The 14,549-nt window shown below is 73.6% G+C and carries 12 protein-coding genes; 3 read left to right on the forward strand and 9 right to left on the reverse strand.

Features of this window, described 5'->3' with window-relative positions:
* The first annotated feature begins 31 nt into the window (after window positions 1–31).
* From ACIBQ6_RS37735 to ACIBQ6_RS37745, 3 genes are all read left to right on the forward strand, one after another.
* The gene (locus ACIBQ6_RS37735) at window positions 32–2,059 is read left to right on the forward strand and encodes a hydantoinase/oxoprolinase family protein (RefSeq protein ID WP_397217972.1); all 2,028 of its coding nucleotides are present in this window, start codon (window positions 32–34) and stop codon (window positions 2,057–2,059) included.
* Complete coding sequence (locus ACIBQ6_RS37740) at window positions 2,056–3,684, forward strand: hydantoinase B/oxoprolinase family protein (RefSeq protein ID WP_397217974.1); 1,629 nt, start codon at window positions 2,056–2,058, stop codon at window positions 3,682–3,684. The genes ACIBQ6_RS37735 and ACIBQ6_RS37740 overlap by 4 nt, the downstream gene beginning before the upstream one ends.
* A 124-nt stretch (window positions 3,685–3,808) precedes the next feature.
* Window positions 3,809–5,029, forward strand: coding sequence for a right-handed parallel beta-helix repeat-containing protein (locus ACIBQ6_RS37745; RefSeq protein ID WP_387680324.1), 1,221 nt, complete (start codon window positions 3,809–3,811; stop codon window positions 5,027–5,029).
* Between the two features lie 22 nt (window positions 5,030–5,051).
* Here the strand turns inward: ACIBQ6_RS37745 and ACIBQ6_RS37750 are convergent, their stop codons facing one another.
* The 9 genes from ACIBQ6_RS37750 to ACIBQ6_RS37790 all read right to left on the reverse strand — a co-directional run bounded on the left by ACIBQ6_RS37750 (window position 5,052) and on the right by ACIBQ6_RS37790 (window position 14,465).
* On the reverse strand, window positions 5,052–6,557 hold the full coding sequence (locus ACIBQ6_RS37750; RefSeq protein ID WP_387680322.1) for a PucR family transcriptional regulator: 1,506 nt from the start codon (window positions 6,555–6,557) through the stop codon (window positions 5,052–5,054).
* The gene (locus ACIBQ6_RS37755) at window positions 6,554–7,609 is read right to left on the reverse strand and encodes a DUF917 domain-containing protein (RefSeq protein ID WP_397217977.1); all 1,056 of its coding nucleotides are present in this window, start codon (window positions 7,607–7,609) and stop codon (window positions 6,554–6,556) included. Before ACIBQ6_RS37755 ends, ACIBQ6_RS37750 begins: the two co-directional genes overlap by 4 nt.
* Window positions 7,606–8,541, reverse strand: a complete 936-nt coding sequence (locus ACIBQ6_RS37760; RefSeq protein ID WP_397217979.1) for a hypothetical protein — start codon at window positions 8,539–8,541, stop codon at window positions 7,606–7,608. Before ACIBQ6_RS37760 ends, ACIBQ6_RS37755 begins: the two co-directional genes overlap by 4 nt.
* Window positions 8,538–9,869: an MFS transporter gene (locus ACIBQ6_RS37765; RefSeq protein ID WP_397217981.1), complete on the reverse strand. Its 1,332-nt coding sequence runs from the start codon at window positions 9,867–9,869 to the stop codon at window positions 8,538–8,540. Before ACIBQ6_RS37765 ends, ACIBQ6_RS37760 begins: the two co-directional genes overlap by 4 nt.
* A gap of 186 nt (window positions 9,870–10,055) precedes the next feature.
* Window positions 10,056–10,472 carry a nuclear transport factor 2 family protein gene (locus ACIBQ6_RS37770; protein WP_358299091.1) on the reverse strand — a complete coding sequence of 139 codons (417 nt, stop codon included), beginning with the start codon at window positions 10,470–10,472 and terminating at the stop codon, window positions 10,056–10,058.
* 88 nt (window positions 10,473–10,560) lie between these two features.
* Window positions 10,561–11,520 (reverse strand): alpha/beta hydrolase, encoded by a 960-nt coding sequence (locus ACIBQ6_RS37775; RefSeq protein ID WP_397217983.1) that lies wholly within the window; start codon window positions 11,518–11,520, stop codon window positions 10,561–10,563.
* A gap of 107 nt (window positions 11,521–11,627) precedes the next feature.
* A complete protein-coding gene (locus tag ACIBQ6_RS37780; RefSeq protein WP_358299085.1) occupies window positions 11,628–12,383 on the reverse strand; it encodes an ATP-binding cassette domain-containing protein in 756 nt (251 codons plus the stop codon).
* Window positions 12,380–13,420, reverse strand: a complete 1,041-nt coding sequence (locus tag ACIBQ6_RS37785) for an ABC transporter permease (protein ID WP_387680308.1) — start codon at window positions 13,418–13,420, stop codon at window positions 12,380–12,382. The genes ACIBQ6_RS37780 and ACIBQ6_RS37785 overlap by 4 nt, the downstream gene beginning before the upstream one ends.
* 64 nt (window positions 13,421–13,484) lie before the next feature.
* Window positions 13,485–14,465: a sugar ABC transporter substrate-binding protein gene (locus ACIBQ6_RS37790; RefSeq protein WP_358299080.1), complete on the reverse strand. Its 981-nt coding sequence runs from the start codon at window positions 14,463–14,465 to the stop codon at window positions 13,485–13,487.
* Between the last annotated feature and the right edge of the window lie 84 nt (window positions 14,466–14,549).

A 14,549-nucleotide genomic window follows, 5' to 3' on the forward strand; every position in this document is an offset into this window, starting at 1 on the left:
GCGGCGCCGCCCCGCGCGTACGGTGCGGCGCATGACCTATCGCGTCGCCATGGACATCGGCGGCACCTTCACCGACGTCGTCTGCTACGACGAGCGCACGGGGGCCGTCACCGCCTCGAAGGCGCCCACCACGCCGGGGGACCTGGCCGAGGGCGTGTTCGCCGCGCTCGGCCGGGTCGTGGACGACCCCGCGGCCATCTCCTTCTTCGTGCACGGCACCACGCAGGGACTGAACGCCCTCCTGGAGCGCAAGGGCGCGCGGGTGCTGCTGCTGGCGAGCCGGGGCGCCGGGGACGTCTACCGGATCGCCCGCGGCAACCGCGACCGCATGTTCGACCTGCGCTACCGCAAGCCGTCGCCGCTCGTGCCGCGCCAGGACGTCATGGAGGCCGGCGGCCGCCTCGACCACCGGGGCCGCGAGCTGGAACCCCTCGACGAGGAGGCGGTGCGGCTGGCCGCGCGGCGGGCCCGCGAGGAGGGCTTCGACGCCGTCGCCGTGTGCCTGCTGTTCTCCTTCGCCGACCCCGCGCACGAGCTGCGCGCGGGCGAGATCCTGCGGGCCGAGCTGGGCGAGGACGTGCTCGTGGTGCTCTCGCACGAGGTCGCGCGCGAGTGGCGCGAGTACGAGCGCACCTCCTCGGCGGTGCTGGAGGCCTACACCGGGCCGGTCGTGCGCAGGTACCTGGCCAGGATCGAGCGGCGCTTCGCCGAGCGCGGCCTGTCGGTGCCGGTGCACGTGATGCAGTCGTCGGGCGGGCTGGTCAACGCCTCGTACGCGATGCGGCGGCCGTTGCAGACGCTGCTGTCGGGGCCGGTCGGCGGCACGATGGGCGGCGTCGCCGCGGCCCGCATGCTGGGCCGGGAGAACGCGATCTGCGTGGACATGGGCGGCACCTCCTTCGACGTCTCGCTCGTGGTGAACGGGCGGCCCGACGTCAGCGCCGAGGCCCGCATCGAGGGCTACCCGGTGCTCATGCCCATCGTGAACCTGCACACCATCGGCGCGGGCGGCGGCTCGATCGCCTACGCCGAGGCGGGCGCGCTGCGCGTCGGCCCGGAGTCGGCCGGGGCCGTGCCGGGCCCGGCCTGCTACGGCCGGGGCGGCACCCGGCCCACCGTGACCGACGCGAACGTGGTGCTCGGCCGGGTGGACCCGGCCTGGTTCGCGGGCGGGCTGATGACGCTGGACGAGGAGGCGGCGGGCGCGGCCGTGGTCACGCTGGCGCGGGAGCTGGACCTGGACCCGCTGCGGCTGGCCGAGGGGGTGTGCGACGTGGCCAACGCCAAGATGGCCCAGGCGATCCGCACGCTGACGGTCGAGCACGGGGTGGAGCCGCGCGAGTTCGCGCTGGTCGCCTTCGGCGGCGCGGGCGCGATGCACGCCGTCTTCATCGCCCGCGAGCTGGGCATCTCCGAGGTGGTCGTGCCGCGGTTCCCGGGCGCGTTCTCGGCCTGGGGGATGCTGGAGGCGGACGTGCGGCGGGACCTGACGCACCCGTACTTCCGGCCGCAGGACACGCTCGACGGCGACGACATGTCGGGGCATCTGGCGACGTTGGAGCGGGAGGCGCTGGAGGCGCTGGCCGGGCAGGGCGTCCCTGAGGAGCGCCGCCGGGTCGAGCACGCCGTGGACATGCGCTACGAGGGCCAGGACTACACGCTCACCGTCCCCTTGCGCGACGCCGCCGAGCCGGGCGAGCCGGGCTTCCTCGCCGCGGTCGCGGCCCGCTACGCCGAGGCCCACACCAGCCGGTACGGCCACGCCACCCCCGAGGCGCCGGTCGAGTTCGTCATGCTGCGCAGCACCGGGTTCGGCTCGTTCCCGCGCGCCGCCGCCGGGGCCGCCGAGCCGCGCGAGGAGACGTCAGGGAACGTCCGGGACGTGATCTTCGACGGGGTGGTCCACCGCACGCCCGTGTTGCGGCGGGCGGGCCTGTCCGGCTCGTTCGCCGGGCCCGCGATCGTGGTCGAGGAGACCGCGACCACGGTCATCCCGCCGGGCTGCCTGGCGGCCGTCGACGACAACGGTTTCCTCATCGTGAAGGTGGACGTCCAGTGATCGATCCAGTCACCACCGAGATCATCCGATGTGCTCTGCTGCAGGCGGCCGAGGACATGAACACCACGCTGATCCGCAGCTCGTACACGCCGGTGATCTACGAGGCCAAGGACTGCGCGGTGGCGCTGCTCGACCGCGACCACAACGTGCTGGGGCAGTCGTCCGGCCTGCCGATCTTCCTGGGCAACCTGGAGGTGTGCACCCGCGAGACCGAGCGCATGTACGGCCGCGAGGTGTGGCAGGAGGGCGACGTGTGGGTGCTGAACGACTCCTACGTCGGCGGCACCCACCTCAACGACGTCACCGTCTACGGCCCGATCTTCGCCGGCGGCGAGCTGGCCGGGTTCGCCGCCTCGCGCGCCCACTGGCTGGACGTCGGCTCCAAGGACCCGGGCGGCTCGATGGACTCCACCTCGATCTTCCAGGAGGGCCTGCGGCTGGGCCCGGTGAAGGTGTACGCGGGCGGGCGACCGTGCCGCGACCTGCACGAGGTGATCGCCCGCAACGTGCGCTTCCCGCACGCCACGCTCGGCGACATGCGGGCCCAGGTGAGCTGCGCGATGACCGGCCAGCGGCGGCTGCAGGAGATCGTCTCGCGCTGGGGCCTGGAGACGGTCATGGCCGCCCGGGACGAGATCTTCGCCCAGACCGAGCGCATGGAACGCCAGGCCATCGCCGCGATCCCCGACGGCGTGTACGAGGCGTCCGGCTTCCTCGACAACGACGGCATCGACCTGGCCACGCCGCTGCCGGTGAACGTGCGGGTCACGGTGTCGGGCGAGTCGATGCACGTGGACCTGACCGACTGCGCCGACCAGGCCCGCGGGCCGGTCAACTGCGGCGCGGCGCAGGCCGTGGCGGCGGTGCGGGTGGGGTACAAGCTGCTGGTGTCGGGGGACGTGCCGCTGAACGGCGGCTCCTTCCGCCCGCTGAGCGTCGAGACCCGGCCGGGCTCGATGCTGGCCGCGCGGTCGCCGGCCGCCTGCCAGTACTACTACTCCCACCTCGGGCTGCTCATCGACCTGGTGGTCAAGGCGCTGGCCCCGGCGCTGCCGGGCAAGGCGGCGGCGGCCTCGTACGGGGACTCGATGATCGTGCAGTTCACCGGGACGGACCCGCGTACCGGGAAGTTGTACGTCTCCCAGGAGGCCACGGTCGGCGGCTGGGGGGCGTGGGAGGGCGGCGACGGCGAGTCCTGCCTGATCAACAACGTCAACGGCTCGCTGCGGGACATGCCGATCGAGGTGCTGGAGACGCTGTTCCCGGTCCGGGTGCGCCGCTACGAGATGCGTCCGGGCACCGGCGGCGCCGGTCAGTGGCGCGGCGGCAACGGCGTGGTGCGGGAGTACGAGTTCTGCGGCGACACCTCGTTGTCGTTGTGGTTCGAGCGTTCGGTCACGCCCGCGTGGGGCCTGGCCGGTGGCGCGGCGGGCGCTCCGCCACGGGTGACGCTCAATCCGGGCACGGCGGGCGAGCGCCGGATGCTCAAGGTCAACGCCCTGCCGGTGTCGGCCGGCGACGTGCTGCGCTGCGAGTCCGGCGGAGGCGGCGGCTACGGCCCGGCCGACCGGCGCTCCCCCCTGGCGCGGGCGGCCGACCTGGCCGAGGGCATGATCACGAACTGATCCGCATTCGACCGAAAATCGCACGGATTGTTCTCCGGTCTGTGAAGATGATCGACAACGCGGGGGCACGCGAAGCCTGGGGAGGCTGTGTCCCCGTCATGACCATCTTCACGAGGGGACTCTCATGACTGCGTTACGAACGCGCCTGCTCGCGGGCTCGGCCGCGCTCGCCGCGGGCCTGGCCGGCGTCGCCGTGCTGACGCCGGCCGCGCCCGCCTCGGCCGCCAGGGTGGAGGCCGCCTGCTCCGACGCCCCCGGCGACGCCGCGGCGATCCAGGCCGCCATCGACTCCTCCAAGGACGGCGACGAGATCGTCATCAAGGGGCCGTGCCTGATCAACGCCACGATCAGCCTGGCCGACCGGCGCACCTACCGGGGCGACGCCAAGGCCGGCACGGTGCTCAAGCAGGCCGACGGCGCCAACCTGCCCGCCGTGCTGGCCTCCAAGGGCTGGCTGGAGGACACCGAGTTCAGCGGCGAGAGCGTGCGGGTCGAGCGGCTGACCATCGACGGCAACCGCGACCACAACACCGGCACGGTCGGCCTGCTGCTGCGCTCGTGGAACACCCGGGTCTACGACGTGGACATCTACGGCACGCCGTCCGACGGCATCCGCATCAGCAACCCGTCCAGGAACGGCACGACGCTGCGCAACACCATGGTCAACAGCGTCATCAGCGACGTCTACATCGAAGGCGCCGCCGAGGCCGGGATCCGCGTCGTCGACCCCGGCAACTCCGTCACCGACTGGACGCTGCAGCGCTCCTGGATCGGCTTCAGCGGCACCAGCGCCATCCAGAGCGACAACGCGGCCGGCTGGACGATGAGCGGCCTGCACCTGTACGGGACGCCGAAGAACGCCATCGACGCCCACCGCTGCTTCGGCACCTCGATCCAGGACAACTACATCGAGGACTTCGGCGCCGAGAGCACGGCGGGCCAGACGTACTACGGCATCCGCTGCGACCTGCAGGGCGATGCCGCCACCACGATCACCGGCAACCGCGTGCACAAGTTCCTGCCGCCGCCCAACGCGCTGGCCGAGCTGCGCAAGGCCCGCCAGAGCGGCGCGGCGCCGCCCGAGCGCAAGATCGCCGCGACCGGCCCGCTCCCGGACGGCGTGGACTTCGTCTACCTGGCGCTGGACGCGGTCAACTACGGCGCGGGCCACGCCGCGATCACCGGCAACACCGTCGTCGGCCACGGCACCAAGCAAGAGACCGGCATCCTGCTGGCCAAGGGCGAGGGCGAGTCGATGTCGATCGCCTCCTCGGGCAACCTCCTCGACGGCGTCGGGAAGCGGCGCAAGGTCGGCGCGGGCGTCCACCTCACCAGGGGCTACTGACCCGGCGACGCCGCCGCCCGGCTCAGCGCAGCAGCACGTGGCAGGCGAGCTGCAGCGCCAGGCGGGTGGCGGCGTCGTCCAGGTCGAAGCCGGCGGCCTTGATGCGGTCCAGGCGGGTGGTGACCGTGTTGCGGTGCACGCCCAGGCGTTCGGCGGCCTTGAGCGCGCCGCCCTCGTCCAGGACGGCGGCCAGCGTCACCAGCAGCGTGCCGTCCTTGTCGACGGCCAGCAGCGGCTGGAGCACGACGGTCGCCGGCGCGCGCAGCACCCCCGCCGGGAGCGCGCCGAGCAGCTCGGCCGGTCCCATCCGGTCGGCGCGGGCCACCGTGCCCGCGCCGGCCACGAACGCCGCCGCCTCGGCGCCGAGCAGCGACTCCCCCACCGCCTCCAGCCCCTCCACCGCCGCGCCCACCCCGGCCGCGCACGGCCAGGGCATGCCGTGCACGCAGCGCCGCAGGTGCTCGGCGAGCTCGCCGGGCGGCTCCGGCGACCACCCGGCCCAGCCCTCGCCGCGCCGCAGCACAGGCACCTGACCCAGCGCCGCGGTGACCAGCGCCTGCACCAGCGGCCCGTCGTCGGCCAGCGCCCCCATCGGGCGGACGTGGTAGGCGGTCAGCGTGCCGCGCACCCCCCACCCCAGCGCCACGGCCTCGGCCGGGGCCCCTTCCAGCCAGATGCCGCCGTCGCCGGCCGGTTCGTGGGCCGGCCGGCCCGCCGCGAGCAGCCGCCGGGCCAGCGCCGACTGCAGCGCGAAGTCGCGCGAGGCGCGCAGGCGCTCCTGGGCCGCCCACGCCGCCAGCGGGGCCACCGCCAGGCCCAGCACGGTCCGCACCACCGCGGGCCAGCCGGGCGAGCGGGACGTGCCGGCGGCCACCAGCGTCCCGAGCGCCGGGCCCTCCTGGCCGGGCACCTCGACCTCGGCCGCCCACCGGGACCCCGGCGGCCGGGCCGGCTCGTGCTCGCCCGGCGCGCGGGTGGCGCTCTGGCGGCCGGCGACGTGCAGGCCGTACCGGTCGAGGAAGGCCACCGACGTGCCGGGCAGCTCGGCGTTGAGCACCCCGAGCACCCGCCGCGCCGAGGGGCCCGCGTCGGCCAGCCGGGTCGCGCAGCGGGCGACGAGCTGGGTGCGGGCCGCCTCAGGCCTGGAGGCCGCCGAGGCCACCCGGACGGCGACGATCAGCGGGTCCTCGTCCACGAAGATCAGGGTGACGCCGAGCCGTTCGGCCAGCACCTCGCCCGACCCGGCGCTCAGGCCGCCCGACGGCGCGATCACGCAGGCCGCCGCCTGCTCCCAGGCCCGGCGCATGGCCATCTCGACCGCCCAGCCGCCGCCGGCCGCCGCGCCGATCAGCACGACCGCCGTGTGCGGCGTCACCGCGCCGAACACCGACAGGTCGTCCACGATGCGGACCTGGTGCACGGGGTTGTCGCCGCTGCCGTACATCCTGGCCCCGGCCAGCGGGCCGGCGTTGACCAGCTCCGCCACCGTGACCGGCGCCTCCCAGCCGGGCTCGCGCAGGCCGCTCACGGCGACTCCGCCCGCTGCTCGAACGGGATCCCGAACGCCCGCAGCCCGCCCAGCGCGAGCCCCGCGTCCGTGTGCCAGACCGGCGCGGCCTTGACCACCATGACCTCCACCTCCATGCCCGGCGCCGCCTTGTCGACGTCCACGACCAGGCCGTCCGCGGACGAGATCATGCAGATCTGGTCCGGCGCCATCGCCACCGGCGCCCCGTCGGCCAGGGCGAGCACGATCTCGTTGTGCGCCTCCAGCCGGACGAGCCTGCGCAGGCCGCCGGTCTCCTGCACCACGATGCTGGAGGGCAGCGAGGGCATGGCCACGTCGGCGCCGTGCCCCGTGCTGCCCTCGACGGCCAGGATGCGGCCCGCGCACAGCGTGCGCACCCCGTACGGGGCGGCCGCCGAGCGCGGCGCGCCGGGCACCCCGGCCGCCAGCAGCAGGCTGACCGTGCCCGGCACCAGCACCCGGGCCAGGTCCCGCGCCGCCATCGGGTAGCAGGCGGCCACCGCCCACCCGCCCACCGCCAGCACGACGGGACGCAGCAGCTCCTCCACCCGGCCGCCCGCGGTCTCCAGCAGCACCAGCTCCCCCGACGCCCCGGCCAGCGCCAGCGGGGACGCGCTCAGCCCGCCCAGTGTGTACGTCGTCTGCTCCACCAGCGGGAACACCCGGCCCGTCCCGTCGCCGTCGACCAGCGGCACGCCCAGGGCCGCGGCGGCGACCAGCGGGATCAGCGCGTTCTCGGCCGCCAGGTTGAGCGCCGCCACGGCTCCGGCCCGCTCCCCCAGCCGCCGCTCCAGCGCCCGCACCGCCCGTACGGGCTCGTCGCCCGCGGGCAGCTGCTCGCCCAGCGCGGTCGTGGACCCGACCAGGCTGACCACCATGCACAACGTCCCGGGGTCCAGCTCGTGCGCGGCGGCCAGCTCGACGCCGTCGCCGAGCACCGACTCCGCCCAGGCCAGGGTGAGGCCGTAGGAGGACTCGCCCGCGCCCGTCGCGAACAGCCGAGACCCCGCCGAGAAGCGGCGCAGCTCTTCGGGGCCGACGAGCCGGGTCACGGCGTCGCGCCTTCGGCCGTGACGCGCACCCGGTAGAAGCCGTCGGGCAGGTAGGACAGCGGGTTGACGGTGGTCTCGGCGATCCGGGCGAAGCCGGGCGCGGCGCCGGCGCTGACCACGCGGGTCAGGGCCTCGTCCCTGGCGTCCTGCAGCGCCCGGTCCAGCTCGGCCCGGCCGCGGGCCTGCACGATGCGCTCCACCTGGGCCTCGGGACGGGCGAGCGCCGCGCCGTAGGCCGCGGCCAGCAGGTCGTCGCCCGCGGACTCGATCACCTGGAACGGCGCCGGGACGTCCGCCGTGGCCAGGGCGGCCCGGCCGCGGCGCAGGCTGGTCGTCCCGCCGCGGTCGCAGGCCCGCGGGAACCTGCGGAAGTAGTGCGCCGACACCAGGCCGCTGCCGGTGCGGGCGAAGAACACCGGCACCCCGGGCAGCTCCCGCGCCACCTGGTCGGCGATCCGGCCCGCCTCGGGGCCGAGCGCCGCGTTCCGGATCGCGTGCGCCTCGCGTTCCCGCAGGCCGGGGCGGCCGAACTCGTACGACAGCGTGATCCTGGCCGCGGGCACCTCGGCGGCGATGATCGCGGCCACCGCCAGCTCGTGGTCGGCCAGCATCGGCGAGCCGGTCGCCGTCACCGCGAAGTCGACCAGGCCGCAGCCGGCGGCGAACTCGCGTACCGCGCCGGTGTCCAGCGGCGCCAGCGGGCGGCCGGTCAGGCTGTGCCCGCCGCGCACGATCGTGGCCACCCCCGGGTCGGCGACCGGCCGCAGCACCGGCGGGCACGGTCCGCCGACGCGGATCGCGGCCACCGGCGCGCGGGGGATCCCGTCGAGGTCGACCGCCACGCAGGCGCGTACGGCCTGCGACGGCGGCGCGCCGTCGCCGACGGCCACCACCGCCGGCGACGGCCCGTCCAGCGCGACGCCGAGGATCACTCCAGCTCGCGCCCTTCGGTCTCGGGCAGCGGCATGGCCAGCAGCGCCGTGGCCACCATGAACGCGTTGATCACCAGCATCGTCGCGGTGAAGCCGGTGGCGTGGGCCAGCAGCGCGCCCACGGCCGACGGCGCGACCGTGGTGGCCACGAGCTGGGAGGCCGTGGCCCAGGAGTAGCCGGTGCCGCGCAGGGCGGTCGGGTAGAACTCGCCGTTCCAGGTGTTCCAGACGCCCCACGCGCCCAGGCTGAAGAACGACAGGACGAAGTTGCCCAGGTACAGGCCGGTCAGGCTGCTCGCGGTGGCGAACCACAGGCCGCCCAGCACGGCGGCGACGACGTAGAACAGGAAGACCTTCTTGCGGCCGAACCGGCCGGTCAGCAGGGACGCGCTCACGTAACCGGGGATCATCATCAGCGCGCTGAGCGCGGCGAAGCCGAGCGAGGCCGACAGCGACAGGCCCTTGGCCTGCAGCAGCGTCGGCAGCCAGGTCTGCAGCCCCCAGTAGCCCCAGTTGAAGACGAAGTTGAGCAGCAGCATGAGCACGGTGATCCGGGCCAGCCGGCCGCGGAACAGGTCCATGGGGTGGCCGGCGCGCGCGCTCGCCGCCGTTCCGGCGGTCGTGCCGGCCATCGTGAACGTGGCCTCGGCGTCGGGGCTGCCCAGGACGCGCAGCACGGCCCGCGCCTCCTCCTGCCGTCCGCGGGCGGCCAGCCAGTACGGCGACTCGGGCACCCACGCCCTGATCGCGAACGCCCACAGCCCGGCCGCCGCGCTGGCGATGACCACGACGTGCCAGCCGAGCCCGCCGAGCGTCACCGAGGCGGCGATCGCCGCCAGCATGCCGATGGGCCAGCCGATCGACAGGTAGACCGCGGCCCGGCCCCGGTGCCTGGTCGGCAGCAGTTCCAGGAAGAGCGGGAAGGTGATCGTGTAGACCCCGGCCAGCGCGAGCCCGGAGCAGACGCGCAGCGCTACCAGGGTCGCCATGTTCGGCGCGAACGCCGAGGCGAGCGCGATCACGCCGTAGGCCAGCAGCGACCAGAACGCGGTCGGCCGGCGCCCGACGCGGTCGGCGAGCGGCCCCCAGACCAGCACGCCGGGGATCATGCCGAACGCCACCGCCGACAGCACGACGCCGATCCCGGCCTCGTCGATGCCGAACGCCGGCCCGAGGTCGCCGGAGACGTAGACCAGGGCTAGCTGTTCCCAGGACTCGATGACGAAGGCGATGAACAGGGCGAGCGCGATGAGCACGTGCCGGCGGGAGAACGGCATCCGGTCGAACGCCGCCCCGATGGGGAGCGTCGGTGCGTCGGTGGCGGTCATGCAAGCTCCTCGGAGGGGGGCGCGAAGTATTGCCGCACCATAGGGCCGTCCCCCTTCCGCCTCGGTGTGCGCGACGCCCGGCCGGAGCCGGCCCGGCTGTGCGCGGCGCACTGCCGGGTCGCTGCCGGGTCGCTGCCGGGGTTCCTGCCCTGGGCCGTCGCGCGACGCCCGCGCCCGGTCAGGTCGTCAGGGCGTGTCCGCGCGCGCGTCGTCCGTGTGCGGCCTGGTGCACGAGCTGAGCGTGTTCTCGTGCACGTGGACGATCTTCCACTCGCCGTCCACCAGGCGCAGCACGCTGGTCGTCCGGACGAGTTCGGGGTCGCCGTGCTCGAAGTCCACCTGCAGCAGGTACCGGGCCAGGGCGGTGTCGCCCCACACGTCCACGATCTCGTCGATGGCCCGGACGGAGGTCTCCGCCGGGCCGTCCGACGGCCGCGCGTCGCGCACTCTTTCGAGCTGCCGCCTGCTGGTGATCAGGCCGGGCTCGGCGGAGTCCCAGATCGTGGCCTCCGGGTGGAGGAGCCGGTCGATGCCCTGCCTGTCGCCTCGCGCGTAGGCGTCGTACATGCCGGTAATAACGGCCCAGACAGCGTCGCGTGCCACGCTTCCGTACTCCTTCGTCTTGGTGGAGAAATATGGTTCTTTCTCACCGTATGGGCAGCGTGGAACGCAGGCGTCTTTACGTTGTAGATCAGGCGTTCAGCCACTCGCGCAGCTTGGCCACCGCCAGGCTCATGGCGGCCTTGTTGGCGTTGGTGTCGCGCAGCAGGTCCACCATGGCGAAGTCGTGCACCATCCCCGCCAGCTCGACCGCCGTGACGTCGTTGCCCGCCTCCCGCAGCCGGGCCGCGTACGCCTCGCCCTCGTCCCGCAGGACGTCGGCCTGGCCGTTCAGCACCAGGGCCGGCGGCAGGCCGCGCAGCTCCTGGTCGCTCGCGCGCAGCGGCGAGGCGTGGCTCTCCGCGCGCTGCGCCGGATCTGTCGTGTACTGGTCCCAGAACCACTTCATGCCGTCCCGGTTGAGGTAGTAGCCCGTGGCGAACTGCTTGTAGGACTCGGTGTCGAAGTTCGCGTCCGTGACGGGGTAGAACAGCACCTGGCCGAGCAGCCGCACGTCACCGCGCTCCTTGGCCATGAGCGTGAGCACGATCGACATGTTGCCGCCCACCGAGTCCCCGGCCACGGCCATGCGGGAGGGGTCCAGGCCCTTCTCCGCGCCGTGCTCGGCCACCCACTGGGCGGCGGCGTAGTTCTGCTCGATCTGCGTGGGGTACTTCGCCTCGGGCGCGCGGTCGTACTCGGGGAAGACGACGGCGGCGCCGGTCCGCACGGCCAGCTCGCGCACGAGCCGGTCGTGCGTGTGCGCCGAGCCGAACACCCAGCCCGCGCCGTGGATGTAGAAGATGACCGGCAGCGTGCCCGTGGCGCCCTTGGGCTTGACGATGCGCACCGGCACGATGCCCGTCGGGCCGCCCTGGACCTGGATCCACTCCTCGTCGATCTCCGGCTTGGGCACGCCCGGGTCGGACTGCAGCTTCTCCAGGACCTCGCGGCCCTGCTCGGGCGGCAGCTCGTAGATGAAGGGCCGCTTGGCGTTGGCGTCGGCGAACTCCCGCGCCGCCTTCTCCAGCACGATCTGCTTGCTGATCATCGTCGTCACGGTGGCCGCCCCCGGTCGTCAGTGTGGTCCACCCGGTTCCTGCCTTGGCCTACCTCGATCCGATCGCCCGGTTTCGTCAAATTCCGATCAAGCGGTGCTCATTCGCGCCGGAGCTCGTGGTCCAGCTCCGCCAGCTCCGCGCCGCCGGCCATCAGCGCGGTCAGCTCGTCCTTGCCGATGTCGGACTTGGCGTACTCGCCCATGCCGGTCCCGCGGTTGAGCAGCAGGAACCGGTCGCCGACCGGGTAGGCGTGGTGCGGGTTGTGGGTGATGAACACCACGCCGAGCCCCCGGTCGCGGGCGCGGGCGATGTAGCGCAGCACCACGCCCGCCTGCTTGACGCCCAGCGCCGAGGTGGGCTCGTCCAGGATGAGGACCCGCGCGCCGAAGTGCACGGCCCTGGCGATGGCGACCGACTGCCGCTCGCCGCCCGACAGCGTGCCGACGGGCTGGTCGACGTCCCGGATGTCGATGCCCATGGCGCGCAGCTCCTCCGCCGCCACCCGGCGGGCCCTGGCCACGTCGAAGGCGAGTCCTTTGCGGGGTTCTGAGCCGAGGAAGAAGTTCCGCCAGACCGACATGAGCGGGATCATCGCCAGGTCCTGGTAGACGGTGGCGATGCCGCGGTCGAGCGCCTCGCGCGGGCCGGTGAAGCGCACCTCGGCGCCGTCCACCAGGTACGTCCCCGTGTCGTGCTGGTGCACCCCGGCCAGGATCTTGATGAGCGTGGACTTGCCGGCCCCGTTGTCGCCGAGCACGCAGGTGACCGAGCCCGCCTCCACGCCCATCGACACCCCACGCAGGGCCAGCACCGAGCCGAACGTCTTGCCGATGTCGCGGGTCTGCAGGATCAATGCCGCACCTCCTCGGCGTAGCGCCGGACCATCCGGTTGGCCAGCGTGGCGAGCAGCAGCATGGCTCCGAGGAAGAACTTGAACCAGTCGGCGTCCCAGCCCAGGAACACGATGCCCTTGTCGGCCATGCCGAAGATCACCGCGCCGATGGAGGCGCCGACGGCGGAGCCGTACCCGCCGGTCAGCAGGCAGCCGCCGATGACGGCCGCGATGATGTAGACGAACTCCTGCCCGATGCCGATGTTGGCCTGGACGGAGGTGTAGCGCAGCGCCAGGATCGAGCCGACCAGCCAGGCGGCCACCGCCGTGGTCATGAACAGCGCGATCTTCGTCCGGGCCGCCGGCACCCCGACCGCCCGCGCGGCCTGCTCGTCGCCACCCACGGCGAAGATCCAGTTGCCCGGCCGGGAGCGCATGAGCACCCATGTGGCCAGCGCGGTGATCGCGATCCACCACAGGATCGCCACCCGGAACGACGTGCCGCCGATCTGGATCGTGCCCGCGAGGAGCGCGCTGGCGCCGTCGAACCCGGCCGCCCGGCGCAGCCCGCCGACCTGCACGGTCCCGGTGACGGCCTTGGTGACGCCGAGGTTGACGCCCTGCAGCATGAGGAACGTGCCCAGCGTGACGATGAAGCTGGGCAGCTTCGTCCGGGTCACCACCAGGCCGTTGGCGAACCCCACGGCGAGCGCCACGACCAGCCCGGCCAGCATCGCCGGCCACACGCCGAACCCGTAACGGGTGGCCAGCGTGACCAGGATCAGCCCGCTGGTGCCGGTCAGCACGCCCGCCGACAGGTCGAACTCGCCGCCGATCATGAGCAGCGCCACCGCGACCGCCATGATCCCGAGCGTGGCGGCCGGGTCGAGCCAGTTGGCGATCCCGGCCGGCGAGCGGAACACCTCCGACTGCGCGGCGAAGAACGCGAACACCACGACCAGCCCCACCACGGCGCCGAGCTCGGGCCGCACGATCAGGCGGCGGGCCAGGCCGACGCGGGCGACCCGCTCGTCGGCCCGCGCGGGAGCGGCCGTCATCGGCGGCCCTCCCCGTGCCCGGCCGCGTCCCCGGCCGCGTCCCCGCCCGCGTCCCGGCGGCCGCTCATCGGGTGCCCGCCTCGGCCAGCTTGGCCACCTGCTCGGCGTTGTCCTTGGTGACGAACCCGGGCCCGGTGTTGACCGGCAGCCCGCCGCCGACGGTGTTGAGGTTGTCCTTGTACAGCTTCAGGAACGTGATCGGCAGGTAGCCCTGCAGGTACTGCTGCTGGTCGACGGCGAACAGGATCTCGCCGTCCTTGATCGCGGCGACCACGTCGCCCGACAGGTCGAAGGTGGCGAGCCTGGCCTGCGACCCCGAGTCCTTGATCGCGTCCCTGGCCGCCACGGCGACCGCCGGGTTGAGCGCGAGCACGCCGTTGACCTGCTTGTCCGACTGCAGCTTGGCGGTGACCTTGGAGGTGACATCGGCCAGGTTGGCGACGTCCACCTGCAGGCGCTCGACCGTGCCGCCCAGGGTCTGCTCGGCGCCCTTGCAGCGCTGGTCGAGGCCGACGTTGCCGGCCTCGTGCACGACGCACAGCAGCTTGGTGACGCCCGCGGCCTTGAGCTGCTCGCCGGCGCCGCGCCCGGCCACGTCCTCGGACTGGCCGACGTGGGTGAGGGCGCCGAACGCCTTGGAGGAGTCGGCCCCGGAGTTGATGGTGACGACCGGGATCTTCGCCGCGACGGCCTTGCCGACGGCCTCCTTGAGCGCGTCGGGGTTGGCCATGGAGACGACGAGGCCGTCCACCTTCTCCGCGACGGCCTGGTCGATGAGCTGCGACTGCTTGGCGGGGTCGCCGTCGCCCTGGTAGGTGACCTTGACGCCGTACTGCTTGCCGGCGGCCTCGGCGCCGTTCTTGACCACGTCCCAGAAGGCGTCCCCGGCGCCGCCGTGGGTGATGACGGCGAAGCTGCCGCCGCCGGCCGCCGGGGCGGCGGCCGAGCCGGGCGCGGCGCTCTGCGCGCCCTGCTCGGCGGAGGAGGAACAGCTGGTCAGGGCGAGTACGCCGGCCAGCGCCAGCACGATCGGGGTACGTCTCATCGAATACCTCCAAGACCAACGGGCTAGCCTGGTTCTACCGCAATGTGATCTCTTTGTATAGACATACGGACCAGCGCTCCGATC

The sequence above is a fragment of the Nonomuraea sp. NPDC049655 genome (assembly GCF_044465465.1).
In the GTDB taxonomy this organism is placed as follows: Bacteria; Actinomycetota; Actinomycetes; order Streptosporangiales; family Streptosporangiaceae; genus Nonomuraea.